This window comes from Pseudomonas weihenstephanensis, from assembly GCF_001043055.1.
Classification (GTDB): Bacteria; Pseudomonadota; Gammaproteobacteria; order Pseudomonadales; family Pseudomonadaceae; genus Aquipseudomonas; species Aquipseudomonas weihenstephanensis.
The window spans coordinates 572,818-595,871 of the sequence record NZ_JYLF01000003.1 but is presented as its reverse complement, the minus strand read 5'-3'; the positions used below and the strand labels follow the sequence as shown (position 1 = coordinate 595,871).

Annotated in this window: 24 protein-coding genes; 14 read left to right on the top strand and 10 right to left on the bottom strand. The window is 60.0% G+C overall.

The features are described 5' to 3' along the window. Positions 1 to 74 precede the first annotated feature (74 nt). The 9 genes from TU86_RS10355 to TU86_RS10320 all read left to right on the top strand — a co-directional run bounded on the left by TU86_RS10355 (position 75) and on the right by TU86_RS10320 (position 9,176). Positions 75 to 815 (top strand): ComF family protein, encoded by a 741-nt coding sequence (locus tag TU86_RS10355; RefSeq protein WP_048364192.1) that lies wholly within the window; start codon positions 75 to 77, stop codon positions 813 to 815. A 57-nt stretch (positions 816 to 872) separates the two neighbouring features. Then, on the top strand, positions 873 to 1,634 hold the full coding sequence (locus TU86_RS10350; protein WP_048364191.1) for a TOBE domain-containing protein: 762 nt from the start codon (positions 873 to 875) through the stop codon (positions 1,632 to 1,634). A gap of 132 nt (positions 1,635 to 1,766) precedes the next feature. After that, complete coding sequence (locus TU86_RS10345; protein ID WP_162207802.1) at positions 1,767 to 2,291, top strand: RNA polymerase sigma factor; 525 nt, start codon at positions 1,767 to 1,769, stop codon at positions 2,289 to 2,291. Beyond that, positions 2,288 to 3,265, top strand: a complete 978-nt coding sequence (locus TU86_RS10340) for a FecR domain-containing protein (RefSeq protein ID WP_048364190.1) — start codon at positions 2,288 to 2,290, stop codon at positions 3,263 to 3,265. The genes TU86_RS10345 and TU86_RS10340 overlap by 4 nt, the downstream gene beginning before the upstream one ends. 121 nt (positions 3,266 to 3,386) lie before the next feature. Further along, positions 3,387 to 4,382: an acyltransferase domain-containing protein gene (locus TU86_RS22130; RefSeq protein WP_053076008.1), complete on the top strand. Its 996-nt coding sequence runs from the start codon at positions 3,387 to 3,389 to the stop codon at positions 4,380 to 4,382. A 216-nt stretch (positions 4,383 to 4,598) separates the two neighbouring features. Continuing rightward, complete coding sequence (locus TU86_RS10330) at positions 4,599 to 7,013, top strand: TonB-dependent receptor (RefSeq protein WP_048364189.1); 2,415 nt, start codon at positions 4,599 to 4,601, stop codon at positions 7,011 to 7,013. A gap of 173 nt (positions 7,014 to 7,186) precedes the next feature. Then, a complete protein-coding gene (locus TU86_RS10325) occupies positions 7,187 to 8,299 on the top strand; it encodes a PepSY-associated TM helix domain-containing protein (RefSeq protein ID WP_048364188.1) in 1,113 nt (370 codons plus the stop codon). Then, on the top strand, positions 8,296 to 8,472 hold the full coding sequence (locus TU86_RS23060; RefSeq protein ID WP_087148776.1) for a hypothetical protein: 177 nt from the start codon (positions 8,296 to 8,298) through the stop codon (positions 8,470 to 8,472). Before TU86_RS10325 ends, TU86_RS23060 begins: the two co-directional genes overlap by 4 nt. A 77-nt stretch (positions 8,473 to 8,549) precedes the next feature. Then, a complete protein-coding gene (locus TU86_RS10320) occupies positions 8,550 to 9,176 on the top strand; it encodes a glutathione S-transferase (protein WP_048364187.1) in 627 nt (208 codons plus the stop codon). On the opposite strand, the gene rloA2 is transcribed toward TU86_RS10320, so the two are convergent. Continuing rightward, the gene (rloA2, locus tag TU86_RS10315; RefSeq protein ID WP_048364186.1) at positions 9,173 to 9,673 is read right to left on the bottom strand and encodes a retropepsin-like aspartic peptidase RloA2; all 501 of its coding nucleotides are present in this window, start codon (positions 9,671 to 9,673) and stop codon (positions 9,173 to 9,175) included. The two genes, TU86_RS10320 and rloA2, sit on opposite strands and share 4 nt — an antisense overlap. Before the next feature lie 203 nt (positions 9,674 to 9,876). Here rloA2 and TU86_RS10310 point away from each other — a divergent pair, with 203 nt between their 5' ends. Beyond that, positions 9,877 to 10,764, top strand: a complete 888-nt coding sequence (locus TU86_RS10310; protein ID WP_048364185.1) for an acyltransferase — start codon at positions 9,877 to 9,879, stop codon at positions 10,762 to 10,764. A 2-nt stretch (positions 10,765 to 10,766) separates the two neighbouring features. Here the strand turns inward: TU86_RS10310 and TU86_RS10305 are convergent, their stop codons facing one another. Further along, on the bottom strand, positions 10,767 to 11,324 hold the full coding sequence (locus tag TU86_RS10305) for a DUF2780 domain-containing protein (protein ID WP_048364184.1): 558 nt from the start codon (positions 11,322 to 11,324) through the stop codon (positions 10,767 to 10,769). 199 nt (positions 11,325 to 11,523) lie between these two features. Between TU86_RS10305 and TU86_RS10300 the strand changes: the two genes are divergently transcribed. The 3 genes from TU86_RS10300 to TU86_RS10290 all read left to right on the top strand — a co-directional run bounded on the left by TU86_RS10300 (position 11,524) and on the right by TU86_RS10290 (position 13,434). Beyond that, positions 11,524 to 12,159 carry a sigma-70 family RNA polymerase sigma factor gene (locus TU86_RS10300; RefSeq protein WP_048364183.1) on the top strand — a complete coding sequence of 212 codons (636 nt, stop codon included), beginning with the start codon at positions 11,524 to 11,526 and terminating at the stop codon, positions 12,157 to 12,159. Further along, a complete protein-coding gene (locus TU86_RS10295; protein ID WP_048364182.1) occupies positions 12,156 to 12,830 on the top strand; it encodes an anti-sigma factor in 675 nt (224 codons plus the stop codon). Before TU86_RS10300 ends, TU86_RS10295 begins: the two co-directional genes overlap by 4 nt. Before the next feature lie 199 nt (positions 12,831 to 13,029). Then, positions 13,030 to 13,434, top strand: coding sequence for an anti-sigma factor domain-containing protein (locus TU86_RS10290; RefSeq protein WP_157395890.1), 405 nt, complete (start codon positions 13,030 to 13,032; stop codon positions 13,432 to 13,434). A gap of 45 nt (positions 13,435 to 13,479) precedes the next feature. Here TU86_RS10290 and fdhA read toward each other — a convergent pair whose 3' ends face one another. The 6 genes from fdhA to TU86_RS10260 all read right to left on the bottom strand — a co-directional run bounded on the left by fdhA (position 13,480) and on the right by TU86_RS10260 (position 21,073). Beyond that, positions 13,480 to 14,676 carry a formaldehyde dehydrogenase, glutathione-independent gene (gene fdhA, locus TU86_RS10285; RefSeq protein WP_048364180.1) on the bottom strand — a complete coding sequence of 399 codons (1,197 nt, stop codon included), beginning with the start codon at positions 14,674 to 14,676 and terminating at the stop codon, positions 13,480 to 13,482. An 83-nt stretch (positions 14,677 to 14,759) separates the two neighbouring features. Beyond that, on the bottom strand, positions 14,760 to 15,617 hold the full coding sequence (purU, locus tag TU86_RS10280; protein ID WP_048364179.1) for a formyltetrahydrofolate deformylase: 858 nt from the start codon (positions 15,615 to 15,617) through the stop codon (positions 14,760 to 14,762). Positions 15,618 to 15,772: 155 nt separating this feature from the next. Further along, positions 15,773 to 16,408 carry a sarcosine oxidase subunit gamma gene (locus tag TU86_RS10275; protein WP_048364178.1) on the bottom strand — a complete coding sequence of 212 codons (636 nt, stop codon included), beginning with the start codon at positions 16,406 to 16,408 and terminating at the stop codon, positions 15,773 to 15,775. 53 nt (positions 16,409 to 16,461) lie between these two features. Beyond that, positions 16,462 to 19,479, bottom strand: coding sequence for a sarcosine oxidase subunit alpha (locus TU86_RS10270; RefSeq protein WP_048364177.1), 3,018 nt, complete (start codon positions 19,477 to 19,479; stop codon positions 16,462 to 16,464). Continuing rightward, positions 19,476 to 19,808: a sarcosine oxidase subunit delta gene (locus TU86_RS10265; protein ID WP_048364176.1), complete on the bottom strand. Its 333-nt coding sequence runs from the start codon at positions 19,806 to 19,808 to the stop codon at positions 19,476 to 19,478. Before TU86_RS10265 ends, TU86_RS10270 begins: the two co-directional genes overlap by 4 nt. 14 nt (positions 19,809 to 19,822) lie before the next feature. Then, positions 19,823 to 21,073 (bottom strand): sarcosine oxidase subunit beta family protein, encoded by a 1,251-nt coding sequence (locus TU86_RS10260; protein WP_048364175.1) that lies wholly within the window; start codon positions 21,071 to 21,073, stop codon positions 19,823 to 19,825. A gap of 233 nt (positions 21,074 to 21,306) precedes the next feature. Between TU86_RS10260 and TU86_RS10255 the strand changes: the two genes are divergently transcribed. Further along, on the top strand, positions 21,307 to 22,347 hold the full coding sequence (locus TU86_RS10255) for a threonine aldolase family protein (protein WP_048364174.1): 1,041 nt from the start codon (positions 21,307 to 21,309) through the stop codon (positions 22,345 to 22,347). A gap of 53 nt (positions 22,348 to 22,400) precedes the next feature. Here the strand turns inward: TU86_RS10255 and TU86_RS10250 are convergent, their stop codons facing one another. After that, a complete protein-coding gene (locus tag TU86_RS10250; protein ID WP_048364173.1) occupies positions 22,401 to 22,703 on the bottom strand; it encodes a cell division protein ZapA in 303 nt (100 codons plus the stop codon). Then, a complete protein-coding gene (locus TU86_RS10245) occupies positions 22,700 to 22,930 on the bottom strand; it encodes a hypothetical protein (RefSeq protein ID WP_048364172.1) in 231 nt (76 codons plus the stop codon). The genes TU86_RS10250 and TU86_RS10245 overlap by 4 nt, the downstream gene beginning before the upstream one ends. Positions 22,931 to 23,054: the final 124 nt, after the last annotated feature.

Below are 23,054 nucleotides of genomic sequence, written 5' to 3'. Positions count from 1 at the left end.
GTTTATGCTGGACTTGAACCTGAAGCGATCACTTCAGGCACGGCACGGATGCCCGGCATGTTTAAGGATGCGACATGAGCTGTCAACCCAGTCTATTTAACAAGGTTTACATCTGGCTATTTAATAGCCAGCATTGTTTAGTGTGTGACGGGCACGCCGACGCCCTCCACAGCGTGTGCGTCGATTGCGAGCATGAGCTGCCCTGGCTGGGTGAAGGCTGCCAACACTGTGCGTTGCCGCTGCCAGGATCGGGCCTGATCTGCGCCGACTGCATCAAACATCCTCCCGCGTTTGAGCGTGTACATGCGGCCTGGGTGTATGACTTTCCGGTGGACAGCCTGATCGTGCGCTTCAAGCACCACGCAAAATGGCCTTATGGCCACTTGTTAGCCGAACTTCTGAGTCAATCGCTGCTCAATCACTACGCACACGGCCATGTCCGGCCCGACCTCCTGCTGCCGGTCCCCCTGTCACTGCACCGCCAGCGCCAGCGTGGGTTCAACCAGGCCGCCATGCTCGGCGAATGGCTCGCTCAGCGCCTGGGCATTGCATGCCCCACGCACTGGCTGATGCGCACCCAAGATACCCCCGCACAACAAGCGCTGGATGCCAAAACCCGTCGGCGCAACTTGCTGCACGCCTTTGCCATTGCCCCCGATGCACAGGTTCGCGGCCGGCATCTGGCGCTGGTCGATGACGTGCTGACCACCGGCGCAACCGCTGAAAGCGTCGCCCGGCTGTTGCTCAAGGCGGGCGCCAAACGGGTTGACGTGTATTGCCTGGCGCGCACGCCCAAGCCCGACGGGCCGCCTTGACGGCCAGGCGGTGAGCGGGCACTTTGCCAGACCCTGACGTCTTACGAATCCACCGCCATGCACGTGCCCGCTTTGCTTGCGCAACACATTGTTCGTCGTCCGCAGCGTATTGCCTTGTTGCAGCACATCAGCGAGCAAGGTTCGATCACCCGCGCCGCCAAAAGCGCGGGCATCAGCTACAAGGCCGCGTGGGATGCCATCGACGAGCTCAACAACCTGGCGCAAACACCGCTGGTGGAGCGCAGCGTGGGCGGCAAAGGAGGTGGCGGCGCACGGTTATCCGTCGCTGGCGAGCGTGTGCTGCGCCTGTATAAGCGTTTGCACGCGTTGCAACATCAAGTGCTGGAAGCCGCTGAAGACGCCCAAGACCTCGATTTACTGGGGCGGTTGATGCTCAGAACCAGCGCCCGCAACCAGTTGCACGGCACCGTCGGCGCCATCCGCAACCAGGGCCATAACGATTTGATTGCGCTTGAACTGGCAGGCGGGCTGCTGTTGCATGCGCAAATCACTCACGACAGCACGCAACGGCTGGCGCTTGAGGTCGGCACCCCAGTCGTCGCGTTGATCAAGGCAGGTTGGTTACAACTGATTGCGCCCCAGGACGTCATCGCAGATCACAACCACTTAGAGGGCCAAATTGAACAGGTCTTGGCTGCCGACAATGGCCCCAGCGAAGTGCGCATCAGCCTGCCCAATGGCCAAACCCTGTGTGCGCTGACCGAAGCGCAACACTTGGCAACACTTGGACTAAAGGCTGGGAGCCAGGCCCATGTGCAATTTGCGCCCTCGCTGGTGTTGCTCGGTACACCGCTCTGACTCAAGCCTCACCGCGCTCCCATCCAAAAGCACCGGAGTGAGGTGGGCCATCCGATGAGCGTCAATTGCGCATGGCTTTTGCCTCTGACACAATCGCGAATAATTATCGTTAGTTAAAACTTGCATTCGGTGATGCCTTTGTCGTCAGTCCAAAATCCCCACGGTGAGCTGGTTGGATCGCTTTACCGCGACCATCGCGGCTGGCTGCTGGCGTGGTTGCGGCGCAACGTGGCCTGCCCGCAACGGGCTGAAGACTTGAGCCAGGACACTTTTGTACGCCTGCTGGGCCGCACCGAACTACAAACACCGCGCGAGCCGCGCGCCTTTTTGGCCGCCATCGCCAAGGGCCTGCTGTTTGATTACTTTCGCCGCGCCGCGCTGGAGCAGGCTTATCTCAACGAATTGATGCTGATCCCGGAGGCCGAGCAACCGTCGCCCGAAGAACAGCAACTGATCCTCGAAGACCTCAAAGCCATCGATCGTCTGCTGGGCAAGCTGTCGAGCAAGTCCCGCGCCGCCTTCCTTTACAGCCGCCTCGACGGCTTGACCCACGCCCAAATCGCCGAACGCCTTGGCGTGTCGGTGCCACGCGTGCGTCAGTACCTGACCCAAGGCATTCGTCAGTGCTATATCGCACTGTATGGCGAGCCGACATGAGCCAGGCCAACACCAAGCCGGTTTCGGCCCGCGTACTGGACGCCGCCATTGCCTGGCAATTGTGCCTGGACTGCGGCAACGGCAGTGAGGTCGAGCAAGCCGAGTTCGCCAAGTGGTACGCCGCCAGCGAAGAACACGCCCGGGCCTGGCTGCAACTGGGCATGCTCGACCATCGTTTCAGCACCGCCAGCGTCCCGGCCCGCAATGCATTGCTCAAGGCCCGCAACAGTGCGCACCAGCGCCTGCGCAAAATCGGCGGTGGCGTGGCGAGCCTTGCGCTCGTGATCGGGCTAACGCTGTTCGCGGGTAAAAACTACTTGCCGGTTGATTACTGGATGGCCGACCAACGCACCGCCACCGGAGAACAGCGCGTACTGCGACTGGCCGACGGCACCTTGATCAACCTCAACACCCACAGCGCCGTGGATGTGCGATTCGACGACAAAACCCGCCTGATCGTGCTGCACGAAGGCGAAATCATGGTGCAGACCGGCCATAACGACGCTCGCCCGTTTATCGTACAAACCCGCGATGGCAGCCTGCGTGCGCTGGGCACACGGTTTTTGGTCAAACGCGAAGACGACGGCACACGGCTCAGCGTCCTGCAATCGCGCGTTGCTGCCCGCCCGCAAAGCAGCGTCGACGAAACCCTCTACAACGAAGGCCAACAAGTGTTGATGCACCGTGATGGCTTGGGCCAGATGTTCGCCGTCAACCCCGCAGCAGACGCCTGGACCCACGGGATGCTGGTGCTCGACAACGCGCGACTGGCTGACATGGTGCGCGAACTCAACCGCTATAAACGTGGCCACTTGGGCGTTGACGACGACGTGGCCGACCTGCGCATCACGGGCAGCTTCCCGCTGAACAACATCGAACTGGCGCTCAACGCCTTGCTGCCCACCCTGCCCGTGCAAATCAAGCAACACACACCGTGGTGGGTCACCGTCAGCGGCAAGCCGCAGGTCCATTAATCGGCGCGGTACTACCAGTGATCGCTTTATCGCCCCCTTGACCCGCCATGACGCAGCCTTGTGGCTATGCTCGCTTTCGCGCGGCTCAAAGCGCGGACACTCAATAGCCGAGGAAGGATCCATGCTGCTATTACCTGAAATCAACCGTCGCCCCATCGTCTTTTTATACCCCGGCCAAGGCGCCAGCCCTCAAGGCATACTGCAAGAGTTGTATCAACTGAACGCCGATATTCAAAACACCCTCGACGCAGTGCTCGACGCGGTCGACAGCGTGGTTCAAGAACGCCAGCAACAAGGTCATGCCATTGCCCCCGACATGCTGCGCGAGGTACTGCTAACGCCGGACACGGGGGCATCCTTGCCCTATGGTTTGAGTCAGTTGGCGCTGTATACGGGTGCGGTGGCGTTATCGCACGTCTTGCGCCGCTCGGGCATCCAACCCAAGGCGGCACTCGCAGAAAGCTTCGGCGAAATCGCCGCGTGTGAATGTGCAGGCAACGTCAGCATTACCAACGGAGCGCGCATGGTCTGTGCGCTCAATGATGCCTATCGCTCAGTGCTGAACCAAGGCAGCATGCTGTTGGTCAACGCCAGCGAAGAAAAAACCCGCGCCACGTTACGTAAAATCAATCACCCTGATCTGGCGCTAGCCACGGTCAATTCGCCGACCCACACGGTAGTCAGTGGCTCTCATGACGCACTTCAAGCCATGATCGATGCCACGCAACCGGGTACGCCACCTCCGCGCAAACTCAACATCGCGTATGCCTCTCACCATCCACAACACACGGGCGTCCAGCAAGAAGCGCTTCGCACCCTGTCAGGCATTCCACGGTCACCACTGACCCTGGCGCTCTATTCCACCGTGCAACAGCGGGCATATACCGTTCAGGATGATTTGATCGCAGGGTTTACCGACAACACCATCAAACCCTGCCATCTGCCCAACACCCTCAACGCATTGGCCCGTGACCTATCAAACCCGTTGTTCATTGACCTGGGCAGCAACGGCTACATGGCCCGCTGTGTGAGCAAAATATTACCCGGCGCACAGACGTATGCGCCCTTGACCCAGAACGCCATCGACCTGCGCAACCACCTGACGCACCGACGATAGTGCCTACCGCTACAAATGCCCTGTAGCCGCTGTCGAGTAATGCGAGGCTGTGTCCGGGCGCGCAGCGGTCGTAAAACCATTCAACCGCAGCTTTAAACTCGGCAACGACGACAAGGCTCAACCTGAATACACATAATTTTCGATCAGCCCTATCACTTTTCCAAACTCGTTCGGCATACAGGCATTGAGAAACATTTCCATTCAGGAATTCGCCGAATGTCCCGTACCCTCGACACGTTATTGCGCCCCAGCTTGCTCGCCATTGCCATTGCCCTGAGCGCTCCGCTGACCAGCCCCGCGCTGATGGCCGCCGAACTCAGCGCAACCGCGCGCAGCTACAACCTGCCTGCCGGGCCTTTGGCGTCGACACTGAACCAGATCGCCAGCCAGGCCGGGATCACGCTGGCGATTGACGCCTCGTTACTGGCGGGCAAAACCTCAGCGCCGGTCAACGGCCAGTTCGAGCCGACCACCGCGCTGCGCGAGGCGTTGCAAGGGAGTGGGTTGCAGTTGCAGCAAAGCGCCAGCGAGTCGTACACGTTGCTGCCCATCGAGGAAGGCACCCTGACCCTGGGCGATGTGAATATTAACGCCACAGCGGTGGCCGAAGGTTCCGAAGCCGCGGGTTATGTCAGTGAAAACGTCAACAACGTCGGCGCACTGGGCGGGATGAAGCTGCAAGACACGCCGTACTCCATGAGCGTGACTTCGCAAGATTTTCTGAAAAATACCCAGGCCACTTCGCTGGATGATGTGTTTAAGCGCAACCCGTTCACCCAGGTGTTTTCCCCCACGGGGGCTGGTTATGCCAGCGCCGTGAACATCCGGGGCTTCAGCGCACCGGGCAACTTGAGCATTGCCAACGATGGCCTGCGTTTCTCAACCTTGGCCGACGCCGGTAACTTTCTCGAAGAAACCGAGCAACTGGAAGTGGTCACCGGCCTGACCGGGTTTCTGTATGGACCTGCGTCACCAGGCGGTTTGGTCAACTACGTGCTCAAACGCCCCACCTACGAAAACTATCGCAGCGTGACGCTGGGCAATGCCGGTGGGGACAACTATTACCTGCACGGTGACTTCGGCGGCAAAATCGACGACGCCGGCCAGTTTGCTTATCGCTTGAACTTGCTCACCCAAGATGGCGAAACCGCCATCGATATGCAGAAACGCCGTCGCGAGCTGATCAGCCTCGCGGTGGACTGGAACGTCAGCGACGACCTGCAAATCCAGTTCGACGCCTCGCACAAAAAAACGCAAGTGCGCGGTTTGACCAGCTACTGGTACTTCAGCGATCAAGCGCTGCGACCGCGGGCCTCAGTGCTGGACAACGACAAGCTGTACAGCCAGCGCTGGTCATTTTCGGACAACGAAACCGACAAGGGTGGCGTCCGCGCCACATGGCGCCTGAACGACACCTTTACCTTGCGCGCTGCTTTCTCTGCTCAAAAATTCACCGAAGAAAACACCTACACCGGCCCGACGGTCTCCAGCGCGGGTGTCTATACCCAGCCGCTGTATGCATTCGCCCCCATCGAGCACCAGGAAAACTCCGGTTACCTGTTCCTGGATGCTGCGTTCAACACAGGCGCCATCGGCCACAAGATGACGCTGGGCTATCAGGGCAACAACGCGCGTGTTCGCATGTACGAGGACCACATCCCTACAAACGGCACGCAGTATGGCGACGTCGGCAGTGGCGCTTTGCCTTTCGGCACGTCAGAGCAAGTGAGTAAACCCGCATACTCCGTAGGACATGGCAATCAGCGGTTGTCGAACACCTCCCAGACCAATAACGTCCTGATTGGCGACGTCATTACCTTCAACGATCAATGGTCGAGCATCCTGGGTGTGACCCGTACCCAGATCAAGTCTTATGCCAACGACTTCATCTACTCGGCAACCGACAAGAAAACCCGTTATGACGCCAGCAAAACTTCGCCCAGCGTGTCTTTGATCTACAAACCCGTTCCGTGGCTGACCACGTACGCGACCTATATTGAAGGCTTGCAAGCAGGCGGCACTGCACCGTACAACGCCATCAATGTGGGTGAAATCTTCGCGCCACAAGTCAGCAAGCAATACGAAGTGGGCGCTAAAGCGACCGTGGGCGAAACCTTGTTCACCCTGGCGCTGTTCAACATCGAAAAGCCTAACGGCTACCTCGGTGAGTCGATGATTTACAGTGAAAGCGGCAAGCAGGTGAACAACGGTCTGGAGTTCAGTGTCACCGGCAAGGTCACGCCTGAGCTGACCGTGGTCGGTGGTTTCACCTTGCTCGACCCGAAAATAAAAGACGCCAACGTCAAAGCCAACGACGGCAATGCGCCGGTGGACGTGGCCAAGCAACTGGCCAAGGTGTACGCCGAATACGACATCAACGCGGTGCCCGGTCTGGCATTGACGGGCGGTGCGTTCTACACCGGCAAGCAATACACCGACGAAGCCAACGACTATCAGTTGCCCTCCTTCACCACCTTTGACGCTGGCGCGCGGTATCGCATGAAGGTGTCAGAAAATGACCTGACCTTGCGCATGAACGTCAGCAACCTGGCCAATAAAGATTACTGGCTCAACAGCCACTACCTGGGCGATCCACGCACCGTCCAGTTCTCGGCGCAGCTAGAGTTCTAAGCAGCCTCGCCTGAATTCCTAGCCGCTGCCTAAGGCTGCGAGCGGCTGAGTCGCCGTAAACTCAGGGGCCGCTGAGTGCCAGTTAAACCTGGCACTCAGGTTTTACGAGCGCTTCGCAATCGAACGCAGCCTCCGGCAGTGGCTACGACATGTAGCGTCATTTTTGGAATGTCATGAAAAGCAAAACCATCCGCCGCTGGTCTTTTATTCATACCTGGACCAGCCTGATTTGCACCGCGTTTTTGCTGTTGCTGGCATTGACCGGTTTGCCGTTGATTTTTCACCATGAAATCGATCACTTGCTCGGTGACAGCCCCCAGCTTCGGGAGATGCCCGCCGACACGCCTCGCCTGAACCTGCAACAACTGGTCAAGGCCGCCGAGGCCCACAGGCCGGGTGAGGTGATGCAGTACTTTGGCAGTGAAGACGACGAGCCAAACGCGGTGATCGCCATCATGGCCGCCACCGCAGGCACCGAACCCAACTCGTCGCACACGTTCATGCTCGACGCCCGTACCGGTGAGGCGCTGGAGATGCCGTCGGCCAATGGCGGCATCATGATGGTGATGCTGCGCCTGCATGTGGACATGTTCGCCGGGCTGCCCGGCAAACTGCTGCTGGCGTTCATGGGGATTTTGTTCGTGCTGGCAATCATCTCGGGCGCGGTGCTGTACCTGCCCTTTATGCGCCGCCAGACCTTCGCCACGGTGCGCACCGACAAGTCCACCCGCCTGCGCTGGCTCGACCTGCATAACCTGATCGGTGTCGTTACGCTTACCTGGGCGTTGGTGGTGGGTGTCACCGGCGTCATCAGCGCCTGTGCCGATTTGATCATCGCCGCGTGGCGCACCGACAGCCTCACCGCTATGGTCGAGCCGTATCGCAACGCACCGCCGCTGACGCACCTGGCGCCTGCCAATCGCCTGCTGGACATCGCCGCCGACGCCGCCCCCGGCATGCGCCCGGACTTCATTGCATTCCCCGGTACACGTTTTTCCAGCGAGCATCATTACGCGGTGTTCATGAAGGGCAGTACGCACCTGACCTCCCATTTGCTAACGCCGGTGTTGATCGACGCCAGCACCCTTGAGGTCACGGCCGTAGGCAGCCGACCGTGGTACATGGATGCGATGGGTATGTCGCAACCGCTGCACTTCGGCGACTACGGTGGCATGCCGATGAAAATCCTGTGGGCGGCCCTCGACCTGTTGACTATCGTCATGCTCGGCAGCGGCCTGTACCTGTGGTGGGTACGCCGCAAAGCCGCAAAGGAGGCCGCGCGATGAAACCGCGTCAATCCAATTTCTGGAAAGTGTTTTCCATCCCGCTGGCCATCGGTTTGCTCAGCGCGATGGGATTATTCAGCGCGCTGCTCGATGACGGCGCCTGGGATGTATTGAGCTGGATCGGCCTGGGAATACCGGTGTGGATTTGCGCGCGTGGCCTGCTCAAGCGCTGAATCGCGCGCCGGTTTTTTTGGCGCGCCTCTCTGTCTGTGTCTAGGCTCATTCGATCCACCCTTGTAGAGTCAGCACCATGTCCCTACCGAGCATGACCCTGTTCAACAACCCGGCCTTGCCCTTTGGCCGCAAAGTCCTGGTGATGCTGCACGAGACCGGCCAGCAGAATCGCGTCACCCTGCATCCGGTCACGCTCACACCCACCGCCCCCGATGCGGCGCTCAACTGCGCCAACCCGCTGGGCAAACTGCCCGCACTGCAATTGGCAGACGGCTCGGTGATTCACGACAGCCGGGTGATCCTCGACTACCTCGATCAACAACACGTCGGGAACCCGCTGATCCCGGCCATCGGTGCGGCGCGCTGGCGCCGTTTGACGCTGGCGTCCACCGCGGACGGGATCATGGATGCGGCCGTGCTGATGCGTTATGAACGCGGCTTGCGCCCCGTTGAAAAACAGTGGGACGACTGGTTCAACGCGCAGGCTGACAAAATCCATCGGGCGCTGGCAGCCCTTGAGCAGGACGCCATCGCTGAACTGGCCAGCCACTTCGATATTGCGGCCATCAGTCTGGCCTGCGCATTGGGTTATCTCGACCTGCGCCTGCCCGAATTCGACTGGCGCACGCCTAATGCGCAGTTAAGCGCGTGGTACGCCGAGGTGAGCAAGCGCCCTTCGATGCAGGCCACGCGGCCTGCTTAGCAGTCCGGCTTGTCGGCGGTATAGCGACGAGCCGGGTTGACCGCGGCTCCAAACTCTCGCAGCGCCTTGGCGCCAATCAACAGCGGGTAGTTGAAGCTGCTGCGGTCCGTCAGGTTGACCTCGACCGTGCGTTTGACATCACCCAAGCACATTTCCAGGTCGACCACCGGGCGCTTGGCGCTTACCGGCTCGTCCTTGTCTTCATCTTCGTCGGCGCGACTTTTGATTTTGCTGATGCGCGCCACTTTGTGCTCGTACACCTTGCTGCTCGCGCCTTTGGTTGCGAGCATAAAGCGCACCCACTCTTCACCATCACGGGTGAACAACTCGATGTTTTTGGCCGACAACGAAGCCGTCAGGGCGCCGGTGTCCATTTTGGCCTGAAGGGTTTCACCGATCTCCGGCAGCTTGATGTATTCATAACGCCCGTACAGCGTCGGCTCTGCGGCCATCACCGGCAAGGCCAATACGGACAGCAAGGCAAGAACGGATTTCATGAGACAGCTTCCTTTTGAGGGGGCAGTGTTCACGCCATCGGTGGGCGCGAGCGGGGGCATGCGATTCAGACAGCCCGGTAGGTCACAGAGTTGCGTGGCGTCAGGTTAACCCAACCGGTGTGAAACATTTGTCAGCACACCGATTTGGCGTTATGCGGTGCGCTGCTTATCATTGGCAATCCTTAAACGTTCAAGAGTTGCTTATGCGCCGCCTGCTCACCGGCTGTTTGGTCACCTTATTGTTGCTGTGCAACACCTTAATCCTGTTCGGCCCGTTGATGCTGTTTGCCGTGTTCAAACTGCTGTCATCAGGCCGCCTGCGCGACCTCAACTCGCGGGCAGTGATGTGGATCGCCGAGACGTGGTCCGAGATCGACAAACGTATTTTCGCGCTGTGCCTGCCTACGCAATGGGACATTCGCGGCGCCGAAGGCTTGAGCCGCGATACCTCGTATCTGGTGATCAGCAACCACCAGTCGTGGGTGGACATCCCGGCGCTGATGCAGGGGCTGAACCGGCGCACGCCGTTCTTCAAATTCTTCCTCAAGAAAGAGCTGATCTGGGTGCCGTTTCTGGGCCTGGCGTGGTGGGCGCTCGACTACCCCTTCATGAAGCGCTATTCCAAAGCGTTTTTGGCCAAGCACCCGGAACTCAAAGGCCAGGATCTGAAAATCACCCAGGCGGCCTGCGAGCTGTTCAAGCGCCAGCCGGTCACAGTGGTGAACTATTTGGAAGGCACCCGTTTCACCCCGGCCAAAAGCGCCCTGCAACACTCGCCCTACACCTACTTGCTTAAACCCAAGGCGGGCGGCGTGGCGTTTGTGCTGGCGGCGATGGGTGAACAACTGGATGCCGTGCTGGATGTGACCGTGGTGTATCCACAGGCCAGGATTCCGGGATTCTGGGAGTTGATCAGCGGGCAGGTGCCCAAGGTGATTGTCGACATTCAGACCCGCGAGCTGGATCCGGCGTTGTGGCAGGGTGATTACGAGAACGACCCGGTGTTTCGTGAGCAGATCCAGAGCTGGGTCAACCAGCTCTGGATCAAGAAAGACCAGCGCATCAGCACTTTGCGTGCCGAGCGCGGCTAACGTTAAACGCCCCAGGCGCTGCCCAGTTTGCTCAGCAGCGAAGCGCTGACGTTCTGACCTTTGAAGTAGTCCAGCAGGACCGGTGCAAACTTGGCCACCATGCCGTCTTGCATGCCCAGCGCAGTGAAGGCGGCATTCAATTGATCGGTATTGGCAACGTTGCTGACAGCGCTGGTTGCTGTTTCGGATACGCCCTTAGATTTACCCAGCAAACCGCCAAACTGGCTCAACTGACCCAGCGCGCCGGCACCGGCCAATTTGTTAATCCCCGGCACTTGCTTGGCCAGTTCGCTGTAGTCGGAGCCGCTCAGCTGGTTTTTCGCAAGGCTCAGCATTGCACCCACGCCACCGGCCGCTTGCTCTGGCTTGACGCCCAGTTCATTGACTTTGGTCAGCATCTGTACCGCTTGAACTGATTTGTCAGTGGAGGCGCCATTGCTATTTGCGCCTTGCACCTGGGCCGCGACGTTCGCCACATCACCCAGGCTGAAACCCGCAAACACAGGGCTTGCCGCCACAGTCATCAATGTTGCCAGTGCTACGCCGCTCAACTTTTTCATCAATTCAACCTCTAGAACCTAAAAAACCGCTCGCCAGCAGGGAGCAGCAAAACTGTGGTTTTGACTCAAAACAATGGCCGTTGTTCCCAAGTGCCACTATCGAATCGACCGGGCGCCAATCTTAGTGGAAAAAAACCCCGAATGCCCTGCATCCAATTGCTGCGCGATGTACGTATATCAAGGCAGTGAGGACTCAGCCATGAATGGAACAACCGTACATCGTGGACTACGCTCAGGCATCAATGGGCTCAATGCCTCAGCCTCAATGGACGGGAGAACGGTTATCAGCCTCGCCGACGCCGATCATCTGCAACAGTTATTGGCCCAATGTTCGCTGGGCAACCGCCGCGCCTTTGAAAGCCTTTATCGCGCTGTCGCCCCGCGCTTGCATGCGGTGGCGCTGCGTTGCATGAGCGGGCGGCATGATCTGGCCGAAGACGTGCTGCAAGAGAGCTTTGTGCGCATCTGGCATAACGCTTCACGCTACGAAGCGCACCTTTCGGCGCCGCTGACGTGGATGACCCACATCACCCGCAACCTGGCCATCGACCAACTGCGCAAACACCGTGAACTGCCGTTAAGCGACCCGCAACAGGCGGCGCTGGCCGATGGCAGCCCCGACGCCCACGCGCAGCTGGACAGCACCCGTGAGGCCCATGCACTCAATCACTGCATCGAGCAACTGGACGCCATGCAGCGCCAATCCATCACCATTGCTTATTTCCATGGGCTCAGTTGCAGCGAGCTGGCCGATCAGCTGCACGCGCCGCTGGGCTCGGTCAAATCCTGGATTCGCCGGGGCATGGAACGCCTGCGCAGGTGCCTCGAAGCATGAATTATCAAACGCCTAGCCTGCGCCGTGCGCTCGCAGCCGATTACGCCATCGGCCTGATGCCGCCACTGGCGCGCAAACGCTTCGAACACTTGCTGCTGGAAGATGCGGCCCTGCGCGCGGAACTCGGACACTGGCACACTCACCTGATGAGCCTCAGCCAACCACTGACCGAACAACCGGTGCCCGAACAGGTGTGGCAAACCATCGTGGCGCGCATCGAGCCGCAAAAGCTCCACGCACCGCAAAAACGCCCGTTCTGGAACAGGCTGCGACTCAGCGCTGCCCTCTGCACCCTGGTCATCGTCGTAGGCGTGAGCGTGCTCTATTTGCGCGATAACGTGCTGTACAACGCCACCCTGCTCAGCGGTACGGCGCAGCCGGGCCTGCGGATCGAAGCCCATGCCGATTATCTGCGGGTGCTACCACTGCAATTGGCCGCCATCGAGCCTGGGCGCAGCCTGGAACTGTGGGCGCTCCCGGTGGAGGGCAAACCGGTGTCGCTGGGGCTGATCCCGACCGGGGGCGAGGGAATGATCGGCCTGAGTGACCGTCAGCAACAATTGCTCAAGGCATCTGTGGTGCTGGCCGTCAGCCTGGAGCCACGCGGAGGGTCGCCGACCGGACAGCCGACCGGGCCGGTGCTTTACCAAGGCCCACTGGCGGCGCTTTAGTCGCTGTCGTGACCTGTCAGTTCTGACAGCTAGGCACCTGTCACAAACCGCTGGATGCTAAGCGCTCAGCCGGCTTGTTTCACAGGACTTTTACATGTCAACCGCGCCTCGCCTCACGCTGTACCACAACCCCTACTACAGCTCATTGCGACAGGGGACCCCGCCTGCAAACGCCGCAAAAAAGACCGCATGGCGGCGGATGTCTGTCTGGGTTTATGCCAGCCTGCTGATCGGGGTGTTGGCGCTGATCGTGATCTGGCAAAACGAGCGCCTTCAACGCCAGGTCATGCTGTTGGACGCCAATGCCCGACCCGTGATCCGCGTCGACATCTACAACGACTACCTGAAGATGTATCCCCAGCAAGCCATCATGACCGCCAAAAGCAGCGATCTGGAGCTGTGGGCTTTGCAAGACAATGCCAGCCCGGTGTCTCTGGGGCTGATCTCACCCCTGACTGAGGACTGGGCAGGCATCAACTTCGTGCAGCAAAGCAGCCTCAAAGGGGCGCGCCAACTCGCTATTACCCTGGAACAACGCGGCGGTGCCAAACATGGCCAGCCGCAGGGCCCAACGTTGTACATCAGCACGCCACTGCGCGAATGAGCCGTAACAGCGAGCACGCTCACTGTTGCGACTCAGTGTTGCGCTCTAGGCGCTGAACAGGCGGTGCGGGTCAATCACAAACTTCTTCGGCACCCCTGCATCAAACTCGCCGTAGCCACGCGGCGCGTCATCCAGGCTGATGACCTCCACCCCCACAATGTCGGCAATTTTAATGCGGTCCCACATGATGGCCTGCATCAGTTGGCGGTTGTATTTCATGACCGGGGTCTGGCCGGTATGGAAGCTGTGGGATTTGGCCCAGCCCAAGCCAAAGCGAATGCTCAGGCTGCCCTTCTTCGCGGCGGCGTCTACGGCGCCCGGATCTTCAGTGACATACAGCCCCGGAATACCGATTTTGCCCGCCACCCGCACCACGCCCATCAATGAGTTGAGCACCGTGGCCGGGGCTTCGTGTTTGGCGCCGTCATGCCCGTGGCCACGGGCCTCAAAACCTACGGCGTCTACCGCGCAATCCACTTCGGGTTCGCCCAGCAGCTCAGCGATTTGCTCATGCAGCGGTGTGTCTTTGGACAGGTCGGCAATCTCAAAACCTTGCGCCTTGGCATGCGCCAGTCGAATCGGGTTCACGTCCCCGACAATCACCACGGCGGCCCCCAGCAAACGCGCCGACGCGGCCGCCGCCAGCCCAACTGGACCTGCGCCTGCAATGTAGACCGTGCTGCCGGGGCCAACACCCGCGGTGACGGCGCCGTGGTAACCGGTGGGCAGAATGTCCGACAGGCAAGTCAGGTCGCGGATTTTTTCCATCGCCGCATCGCGATTTGGCAACTTGAGCAGGTTGAAATCGGCATACGGCACCAATACATATTCAGCCTGACCGCCCACCCAATCGCCCATGTCCACGTAACCATATGCGCCGCCGGGACGGGCCGGGTTGACGGTCAGGCACACACCGGTGTTCTGCTCCTTGCAACTGCGGCAACGTCCGCACGCCACGTTGAACGGCACCGAGACCAAATCACCGACCTTGAGATGCTCCACATCGCGCCCGGCTTCGATCACCTCGCCGGTGATCTCATGGCCCAGTACCAGACCGGTTTGCGCCGTGGTGCGCCCGCGCACCATGTGCTGGTCAGAACCGCAGATATTGGTCGACACCACCCGCAGAATCACGCCGTGGTGAATCGCTTTGCCTTGAGGGTTTTGCATCTTGGGAAAAGGAATGGATTGCACCTGAACCTGTCCATTGCCCAAGTACACCACACCGCGATTGTCAGCCATCGAGTTCACCCTTGTTGTTATTGAGAGGGGTGATCGGCCAGCCGCAAGCCGATCTTCTTGCAGCTTAGTTGGCGAAGCGGCGCCTACAGCACCACCGTACGACCTCCATTTAGGAAAACGCGTCGCTCAATGTGATAGCCCACGCCCCGGGCCAGTGTTTGCGCCTCGATATCGCGGCCTTTGGCGATCAGGTCTTCGGGGTAATGACTGTGGTCTACCGCTTCCACACCTTGAGCGATGATCGGGCCTTCATCGAGGTCATTGTTGATGTAATGCGCGGTGGCGCCGACCAGCTTCACCCCCTTTTCATAGGCTTGGTGATAGGGCTTGGCGCCCTTGAAACCCGGCAGCAACGAGTGGTGAATATTGATCGCCTTGCCATCGAGCTTGCGGCACAGCTGGGGTGACAGCACTTGCATATAGCGGGCAAGGATCACCAGTTCGGCGCCGGTGTCCTCGATCACCTGCCAGACCCTGGCCTCTTGGGCGAGTTTGTCGTTCGGATCGAGGGCGAAATGGTGGTATGCAATGCCGTGCCAGCGCGCCAGCGGCTCCAGGTCGGGGTGATTAGAGACCACGGCCACGACGTCCATCGACAACTGGCCGATGCGCTGGCGATACAGCAAGTCGTTCAGGCAGTGGTCAGACTTGGACACCATGATCAGCACTTTGGGCCGGTAATGCGGGGGGATGAGTTCGGACACCATGTTAAACGCATGACCACGTTCGGCGAGGCCCGCACGAAAAGCGTGTTCATCGAAGCCGTCAGGTTGGCGAAATTCGACGCGGATGAAAAAACGCCCGGAGCGTTGATCGTCGAAGGAATGGTGCTCGGTGACGTAGCACTGATGCTCAAACAGGTGGCGTGTGACTGCATCGACGGTGCCGAGCCTGCTGGGGCAATCGGCAGTGAGAATCCAGGTATCCGGGGCGCGGCTCATGCAGGTGTCCTTATTGTGGTTAAGTGAAAAAGCAAAAGCCCCTCACCCTAACCCTCTCCCAAAGGGAGAGGGTACTAGAAGCAAAAGCAGATCGCTGAAAACCCACGAATCAGCCCCCTCTCCCTCTGGGAGAGGGTTGGGGTGAGGGCCGGCCATCACTCGGTCTCAACCCTCAACCCATACTCAGCCGCAGCATCTTGCAACCATAGCCACCAATACTGCGAAAAGCTGCGCCGAATCAGCAGCTCCCATGTGTCTTGCGCGGTATGACGAATCACCAGCTGCGACTTGGCAAACACCGTGCCCACCGCCTTGCCCACCGGGAAGTTGTCGGGGTGCACGTCGTAGCTGGTCGACTTCATCAGTACCTCACGCACCTTCGGCCCGCTCAGCTCCAGCAATTGCTGGCCGCCACTGACATTCACCACGCTGATGTGCAGCCCGGCCAACGCGTGGCGCAGGGCTGTTTCAAGCGCAAATTCCTGGCCGCCCGGCACGATCAGTAGCCATTCATCCGGCCCCATCCATTGCACTGACACCTCGCCCGCCACCGCCAGCGTTAGCGCCACCGGCAGCTCAAGGCCCAGCACGTGATGCACCCCTTGGCTAAATGCGGGGTCTCGGGCGTCGCCGCGCAAGGTCAGATGGCCCAGCAGTTTTTTCTCGCGCACGATCACGCCGGGTTGTTGCGCGCCCTGGCCGATCAGGCTGGCCAGGGTGCTGTGATGCAGTGATGACTCGGCTTTGGCCGCCGCGTCCGGGCGCTGCTGATATACGTTGGCTGTGGTCATGAACTCACCCGTTGCAAATGTTGTGGTTGGTCGCGTCTGCACACATCACACACTCAAATATTCTGCCGCTCGCCCTTGGGATCGAAAAACACCGAAGACACAATCTCGGCTTCGATCACGCGGCCATCCGCCAACGGCGCAAATACCCGCTCGCCCATGCGTTTGAGGCCACCTTTAACCACGCCCATCGCAAATGAATACCCCAGCGAGCCGCAGGTGTAGCTGGAAGTCACATGGCCCACCATGTTCATCGGGATCGCCTGTTTGGGGTCCAACACCAGTTGCGCGCCTTCAGGCAGCCATTGCCTCGGGTCGACCGGTTTAAGCCCCACCAGTTGTTTGCGCTGTTCACGCACGCAGTCTTGGCGGTTCATGCCTCGCCAGCCAATCCACGAAAACGGTTTGGTGCGGCCCACGCACCACCCCATGTTCAAGTCATCTGGGGTCATGGAGCCGTCCGTGTCCTGGCCGACGATGATGAAGCCCTTCTCGGCCCGCAATACGTGCATGGTTTCAGTGCCGTAAGGGGTCAGGTTGTAGGCTTTACCCGCCTCGACGATCTTCTCCAGCACGCCCATCGCGTAATCGGCCTGGATGTTGATTTCGTACGACAACTCTCCGGTGAACGAGATGCGGAACACCCGCGCAGGCACACCACCGACCCGACCTTCTTTCCAGCTCAAAAACGGGAAGGCTTCACGGTCAAGATCAATGTCACTCACCTCACTGAGCAACAGGCGGCTGTTGGGGCCAGACAAGGTCAGGGTCGCGTAGTGGTCGGTGACGGAGGTGAAGTACACCTTGAGGTCCGGCCATTCGGTCTGTTGATAAATCTCCAGCCATTGCAGCACGCGCGCCGCGCCACCGGTGGTGGTGGTCATCAGGAAATGGTTATCGGCCAGGCACGCGGTCACGCCGTCGTCGAAGACCATGCCGTCTTCTTTGCACATCAGCCCGTAACGCGCTTTGCCCACGTCCAGTTTGGTCCAGGCGTTGGTGTAGATACGGTTCAAAAATTCGCGCGCATCCGGGCCCTGAATGTCGATTTTGCCCAGCGTGGAGGCATCCAGAAGGCCCACGCTGTCACGCACCGCCTGGCACTCGCGCTTGACGGCGGCATGCAGGTCTTCGCCACCCCGCGGGAAGTACCAAGGGCGTTGCCACTGGCCGACGTCTTCAAATGCTGCGCCCTGTTTGACGTGCCAAGGGTGCAGCGCGGTGTAACGCACCGGCTCGAAAAGAGGGCCGCAATGACGCCCTGCCACGGCACCAAAGGTGACCGGTGTGTAGTTGGGCCGAAACATGGTGGTGCCCATCTGCGTGATGCTCACGTTCAGCGAGCGCGCAGCGATGGCCAGCCCGTTGACGTTGCCAAGCTTGCCCTGATCGGTGCCAAACCCCAGCGCGGTGTAACGCTTGACGTGTTCCACCGACTCAAAGCCTTCACGGGTCGCCAGTTCGATGGCTGCCGCCGTGACGTCGTTTTGCAGGTCGACAAATTGTTTGGGCGCTCGCGCGGTGCCCTTTTCATGCGGCACCTGAAACAGCGCCAGCGTCGGTTCTTCATAGTGTTTCAGCGCGTTGGGCAGCACGCCTTCCACGGCTTTAAACCCGGCTTCGCTGGCCGCGCGCGCGCCGCCTTCAAAACCGTCAGCCAGTGTGTCGCCGAGGCTGTAGACGCCATTGATACCGCCCACGCACACGCGCTTTTGCGGCGCTTCACCGGGCACAAACCCGAGGATGTCTTCACGCCAGATCGGCCTGGCGCCCAAGTGCGAGGCCAAGTGCACCACCGGGCTGTAGCCGCCCGAGGTGGCAATCAGATCGCAGTCGAGCATCTCGCCGGGGCTGGTCACGCGGTGGGCTTTGAGGTCAATTGCCGCCACCCGCCCGCCGGTTACGCGCTTGCTGCCCCGGGCTTCGATCACCGCGCTACCGGTCAAAATGCGGATGCCTTTGGCCCGCGCCTCTTCGACCAGCGCACCGCGGGGGTTGCTGCGGGCATCGGCAATCGCGACCACTGGCAAGCTGGCATCGAGCCAGTCCAGCGCCACACGGTAGGCATGATCGTTATTGGTACTCAGCAGCAACGTACGGCCCGGCGCCACGCCGTAGCGACGCACGTAAGTGGACACCGCCCCGGCAAGCATGTTGCCCGGTACATCGTTGTTGCCATACACCAACGGACGCTCACAGGCGCCGGTGGCCAGCACCACGCGCTGGGCGCGCACCCGATGGATACGTTGACGCACCTGGCCGGCCGGCGCGCGGTCGCCCATGTGGTCGGTCAATCGTTCGTGAATCGTCACAAAGTTGTGGTCGTGATAGCCGTTGACCGTGGCACGCGGCAGCAACACCACGTTGGGCAATGCGTTGAGTTCGGCCAGCACGCTGGCAACCCAGGCCATCGCCGGCTTGCCGTCCAGGCTTTCGCGACTGTCGAGCAAACTGCCGCCGAACGCTTCCTGCTCATCGGCTACGATCAGCCGGGCGCCGCTGCGCGCTGCCGCCAAGGCCGCCGCCAGCCCCGCAGGCCCGGCGCCGACGATCAGCACGTCGCAGTGGTGGTTCATGTAGTCATAAGTATCCGGGTCATTTTGCGTCGGCGAACGGCCCAAACCTGCCGCCTTGCGGATGTACTTTTCATACGTCATCCAGAACGACTTCGGGTACATGAACGTTTTGTAGTAAAACCCCGGTGGCATCAACGTGCCGCCGACTTTGCCCAAAATGCCCATCATGTCAGTGTTCACGTTGGGCCAGCCGTTGGTGCTGGTGGCCACCAGGCCCTGATACAGCGCCTGCTGCGTGGCGCGCACGTTGGGGATTTGCGTCGCCTCGGTGGCGCCGATTTGCAGCACCGCGTTCGGCTCTTCGGCGCCCGCGGCATAAATACCCCGGGGCCGGGAATATTTGAAGCTGCGCCCAATGATGTCGACACCGTTGGCCAACAGGGCGGCGGCCAGGCTGTCGCCTTCGTAACCTGAGTAGGGTTGGCCGTTGAAGGTAAAGGTCAGCACTTTGCTGCGATCCACACGGCCGCCATTGGCCAGGCGATGGGTCTGGCTCATACCTTTTCTCCCTGCGCGCTGGTAGCAGTCGCGGTCGCCGGAGGCCGCTGTTCAGTGAATTGCGGCGCCGTACCAATGGGGTAGGTTTCCAGTATTTCGTAGGTCACGGTATTGCGCGTGGCGTTGAAAAACTGACGGCAACCGGCCACGTGGTTCCACAGCTCGTGGTGCAGCCCGCGGGGGTTGTCACGAAAGAACAGGTAATCGCCCCACTGCGCGTCGGTGCAGGCATCAGGGTCAAGCGGGCGTGGAATGTGCGCCTGACCGGCCGCGTGAAACTCCTCTTCCGAGCGCAGTTCGCCGCAATGAGGACAGAAGATATGCAGCATCGGTATTTCTCCTGTTAGTGAGCGACCGCGGCGGCGCCGTGTTCGTCGATCAACGCGCCGTTGTGGAAACGTTCGAGGGAGAATGGCACCGCCAGCGGGTGCATTTCACCGGTGGCCAAACTGGCCGCAAACACATGGCCCGAGCCAGGCGTGGCCTTGAACCCGCCCGTCCCCCAGCCGCAATTGAAGAACACGTTAGGCAGCGGCGTTTTGGAGATGATCGGGCAGGCGTCGGGGGTGGTGTCGACGATGCCGCCCCATTGACGGTTCATGCGCACACGGGACAACACCGGGAACATCTCTACAATCGCCTGAATCGTGTGCTCGATTACCGGGTACGAGCCGCGCTGGCCATAACCGACCCAGCCATCGATGCCCGCACCGATCACCAAGTCGCCCTTGTCGGACTGGCTGATGTAGCCATGCACCGCGTTGGACATGATCACGCTGTCGATAATCGGTTTGATCGGCTCGGACACCAGCGCTTGCAGCGGGTGCGACTCAATCGGCAAGCGAAAGCCTGCCTGGCGCGCCATGTGCCCGGAGTTACCGGCGGTGACCACGCCCACGCGTTTGGCGCCAATAAAGCCCTTGCTGGTCTCGACACCGATGCACACGCCGTTTTCCTTGCGAAAGCCCAGCACTTCGGTTTGCTGGATCAAGTCCACACCCAGCGCATCGGCCGCCCTGGCAAAGCCCCAGGCCACCGCATCATGGCGGGCCACACCGCCACGCCGCTGCACGGTGGCGCCCATCACCGGGTAACGGGTGTTTTTAGAGCAGTCGAGGTAGGGGATTTCGTCTGCCACTTGTTGCGCGTTGAGCAATTCGCCGTCCACGCCGTTCAGGCGATTGGCGCTGACACGTCGCTCTGAGTCGCGCATGTCTTGCAGGGTGTGGCACAGGTTGTAAACGCCGCGCTGGGAGAACATGACGTTGTAGTTGAGGTCTTGAGACAAGCCTTCCCACAGCTTCATCGCGTGTTCGTACAAGTGCGCCGACTCGTCCCACAAATAGTTGGAGCGCACGATGGTGGTGTTGCGTGCGGTGTTGCCACCGCCCAACCAGCCTTTTTCAACCACCGCCACGTTGCTGATGCCGTGGACTTTGGCCAGGTAATACGCCGTGGCCAAACCATGCCCGCCGCCACCGACAATCACCACGTCGTAGACCTTTTTCGGCGTGGGCGTGCGCCACATCTTTTGCCAGTTTTCGTGGTGGCTGAGGGAGTGTTTGAACAGGCCGAAGCCTGAATAGCGTTGCATAGGCTGTACTCCCGGCGCCCGCGCGCCATAGTCGGTGAGGGCTTGCCCTTTAAGACCGATGGTAGAGCGGGCGCGGGGTGACCAAATGCCCAAGGACGCCACGCAAGGGTGCATTTACGACATACACCCTCAAACAGTTCCTTGTAAGGTATTTCCGGGTTTTAACCCACAACTGTGCACTCGCGGATTTCTTGGCTAAAGTGCACGACAATCTTCGACCATGGAACCGGGAAATGACTGACAAGAGCCAACAATTCGCCAGCGACAACTACTCCGGTATCTGCCCCGAAGTCTGGTCTGCCATGGAAAAAGCCAACCACGGCCACCAACGCTCTTACGGCGATGACGAATGGACGCTGCGCGCAGCAGATGACTTTCGCAAACTGTTCGAAACCGACTGCGAGGTGTACTTCGCGTTCAATGGCACTGCCGCCAACTCGCTGGCCCTGTCATCACTGTGCCAGAGCTTTCACAGCGTGATCTGCTCCGAAACCGCCCACGTTGAAACCGACGAATGCGGCGCGCCCGAGTTTTTTTCCAACGGCTCAAAACTGCTGATCGCACGCACTGAAAACGGCAAGATCACCCCCGAGTCCATCCGCGAAATCGCCCTCAAGCGCAAAGACATCCACTACCCCAAGCCACGCGTGGTGACCATTACCCAGGCCACAGAAGTGGGCAGTGTCTACCACCCCGAAGAAATCCGCGCCATCAGCGCCACCTGTAAAGAACTGGGCTTACTGCTGCACATGGACGGCGCGCGTTTCTCCAACGCCTGCGCGTTCCTCGGTTGCTCGCCTGCCGAGCTGTCGTGGAAAGCCGGGGTCGATGTGCTGTGCTTTGGTGGCACTAAAAACGGCATGGCGGTGGGCGAAGCGATTCTGTTCTTCGATCACAACCTGGCTGTGGACTTTGACTACCGCTGCAAACAGGCCGGGCAACTGGCGTCGAAAATGCGCTTTCTGTCAGCGCCGTGGGTCGGCCTGCTGGAAAACGACGCCTGGCTTAAACACGCGCGCCACGCCAACCACTGCGCACAGCTGCTCAGCGAGCTGGTGAGTGACATTGCAGGGGTGGAGTTGATGTTCCCGGTAGAAGCCAACGGTGTGTTTTTGCAACTGTCGGAACCGGCGGTTGCCGCGCTGACCGCCAAGGGCTGGCGTTTCTACACCTTTATTGGCAAAGGTGGCGCACGGTTCATGTGCTCATGGGACACCGACGAAGCCCGCGTGCGGGAATTGGCAGCCGATATTCGCGAAGTCATGGCAGGCTAAGCCCCCCGTAGCCGCTGCCGCCAGGCTGCGGCTACGCAGAGCGTGGCGAATTCTCAGGACTGCCCGAGCGTTCGCTCTATCACATCGACCGTGGCGCTGACTTGCTCTTGATAACGGTCGAGTTCCTGCTTGTGGCTCAGTTGCAGTTCAATCTGTTGCGAACACAGATTCAATGCTGCCAGCACCAACAGCTTGTCCCCGATCAGGCTCGGGTACTTTCTTTTCGTTTCGGCCAGGGCGGCTTTCAACATGACTGTGGCGGCCATCAGGGTCTTTTGCTCCCCCTCCGGTGCCTTGATCGTGTAGTCGTTACCCAGAATCGAGACGACATTTACACCGTCTCTGTCCACGCTCATGCGTTGACAGGGCTCACGCTTACGCGCTCAACCAATGCCTGAATGCGGGCTGCGGTGGCGCCTTGCTTCTCTTCCTGTTCCATCAGGCTCAATTGCAGGCTTTCGTTTTCGTCTTTGGCCTGGGCCAGTTCGGCGCTCAGCTGCGTGTTGGTGTCCAGCAGCTCTTGCTTTTGCTGAACCAGGTCGCTGACCAGTTGTTCCAGTTTGCTAAGGGATGACTCAATCATGGGGAAGATCTCAAGCAGTTTCAGAGGGCGCGTACGATAAAGAAAAGTCACCTTCTAAGCTAGGGTTATTCAGGCCCAAAGGCCCGATTTAGCGCGGGGCGACCTTCCTTTGCCCCTTAAAGAC

What these genes read in the sequence shown, in the direction of transcription:
- TU86_RS10270 (WP_048364177.1), bottom strand. Translation starts at nt 19,479, where the DNA reads ATGAGCCAGACCCATCGCCTGGCCAATGGCGGCCGTGTGGATCGCAGC.
- TU86_RS10265 (WP_048364176.1), bottom strand. Translation starts at nt 19,808, where the DNA reads ATGCTGCATATCTTCTGTCCTCATTGCGGCGAACTGCGCTCGGAAGAG.
- rloA2 (WP_048364186.1), bottom strand. Translation starts at nt 9,673, where the DNA reads ATGAAATCCGTTCTTGCCTTGCTGTCCGTATTGGCCTTGCCGGTGATG.
- TU86_RS10325 (WP_048364188.1), top strand. Translation starts at nt 7,187, where the DNA reads ATGAAAAGCAAAACCATCCGCCGCTGGTCTTTTATTCATACCTGGACC.
- TU86_RS10255 (WP_048364174.1), top strand. Translation starts at nt 21,307, where the DNA reads ATGACTGACAAGAGCCAACAATTCGCCAGCGACAACTACTCCGGTATC.
- TU86_RS10340 (WP_048364190.1), top strand. Translation starts at nt 2,288, where the DNA reads ATGAGCCAGGCCAACACCAAGCCGGTTTCGGCCCGCGTACTGGACGCC.
- TU86_RS10345 (WP_162207802.1), top strand. Translation starts at nt 1,767, where the DNA reads ATGCCTTTGTCGTCAGTCCAAAATCCCCACGGTGAGCTGGTTGGATCG.
- TU86_RS10245 (WP_048364172.1), bottom strand. Translation starts at nt 22,930, where the DNA reads ATGATTGAGTCATCCCTTAGCAAACTGGAACAACTGGTCAGCGACCTG.
- TU86_RS10350 (WP_048364191.1), top strand. Translation starts at nt 873, where the DNA reads ATGCACGTGCCCGCTTTGCTTGCGCAACACATTGTTCGTCGTCCGCAG.
- TU86_RS10260 (WP_048364175.1), bottom strand. Translation starts at nt 21,073, where the DNA reads ATGCAACGCTATTCAGGCTTCGGCCTGTTCAAACACTCCCTCAGCCAC.
- TU86_RS10330 (WP_048364189.1), top strand. Translation starts at nt 4,599, where the DNA reads ATGTCCCGTACCCTCGACACGTTATTGCGCCCCAGCTTGCTCGCCATT.
- fdhA (WP_048364180.1), bottom strand. Translation starts at nt 14,676, where the DNA reads ATGGCTGACAATCGCGGTGTGGTGTACTTGGGCAATGGACAGGTTCAG.
- TU86_RS10295 (WP_048364182.1), top strand. Translation starts at nt 12,156, where the DNA reads ATGAATTATCAAACGCCTAGCCTGCGCCGTGCGCTCGCAGCCGATTAC.
- TU86_RS10300 (WP_048364183.1), top strand. Translation starts at nt 11,524, where the DNA reads ATGAATGGAACAACCGTACATCGTGGACTACGCTCAGGCATCAATGGG.
- TU86_RS23060 (WP_087148776.1), top strand. Translation starts at nt 8,296, where the DNA reads ATGAAACCGCGTCAATCCAATTTCTGGAAAGTGTTTTCCATCCCGCTG.
- TU86_RS10305 (WP_048364184.1), bottom strand. Translation starts at nt 11,324, where the DNA reads ATGAAAAAGTTGAGCGGCGTAGCACTGGCAACATTGATGACTGTGGCG.
- TU86_RS10310 (WP_048364185.1), top strand. Translation starts at nt 9,877, where the DNA reads ATGCGCCGCCTGCTCACCGGCTGTTTGGTCACCTTATTGTTGCTGTGC.
- TU86_RS10320 (WP_048364187.1), top strand. Translation starts at nt 8,550, where the DNA reads ATGTCCCTACCGAGCATGACCCTGTTCAACAACCCGGCCTTGCCCTTT.
- TU86_RS10275 (WP_048364178.1), bottom strand. Translation starts at nt 16,408, where the DNA reads ATGACCACAGCCAACGTATATCAGCAGCGCCCGGACGCGGCGGCCAAA.
- purU (WP_048364179.1), bottom strand. Translation starts at nt 15,617, where the DNA reads ATGAGCCGCGCCCCGGATACCTGGATTCTCACTGCCGATTGCCCCAGC.
- TU86_RS10250 (WP_048364173.1), bottom strand. Translation starts at nt 22,703, where the DNA reads ATGAGCGTGGACAGAGACGGTGTAAATGTCGTCTCGATTCTGGGTAAC.
- TU86_RS10355 (WP_048364192.1), top strand. Translation starts at nt 75, where the DNA reads ATGAGCTGTCAACCCAGTCTATTTAACAAGGTTTACATCTGGCTATTT.
- TU86_RS22130 (WP_053076008.1), top strand. Translation starts at nt 3,387, where the DNA reads ATGCTGCTATTACCTGAAATCAACCGTCGCCCCATCGTCTTTTTATAC.
- TU86_RS10290 (WP_157395890.1), top strand. Translation starts at nt 13,030, where the DNA reads ATGTCTGTCTGGGTTTATGCCAGCCTGCTGATCGGGGTGTTGGCGCTG.